Consider the following 370-nt stretch of genomic DNA (forward strand, 5'->3'; position numbering starts at 1 on the left):
GTGTCGTGCAGCGATCCGCTTGCCGCCCCGGAACTGCTCGCGCGCAACCCCCACGTCGAGTTGGTGATCTCCGATGTCCTCATGCCGCGCCAGACCGGACCGGAAATGGTGGCAGGCTTCGCACAGGCGTTCCCGCACGTCGCGGTCCTGTTCGTCACTGGTTTCGCGGGAGAGGCCAATGCTGCCGAGTTCGGGGAGCATCACGTCCTGCGCAAGCCGTTCACGCTCGCCGGGCTGGAACGCGCCATCGCCGCGTCGATGCTGCGGAGCGCCCCGCCGCCGGAACAGATCGCCGCAGAGTGACCCGCTTCTAACCGAAGCCAGCCAGATACCCGGATTTTCCCCCTGACAGGCTGGCGCTGCTGCGCCT

Annotated in this window: 1 protein-coding gene; it reads left to right on the top strand. The window is 67.6% G+C overall.

Annotation, left to right across the window (positions count from 1 at the left end; translation table 11 throughout):
• The coding region (locus AC0IYH_RS29870; protein WP_471837702.1) for a response regulator at nt 1–303 on the top strand (303 nt) is incomplete at its 5' end.
• Nucleotides 304–370 lie beyond the last annotated feature (67 nt).

Source organism: Pseudomonas sp. AC463 (assembly GCF_979253585.1).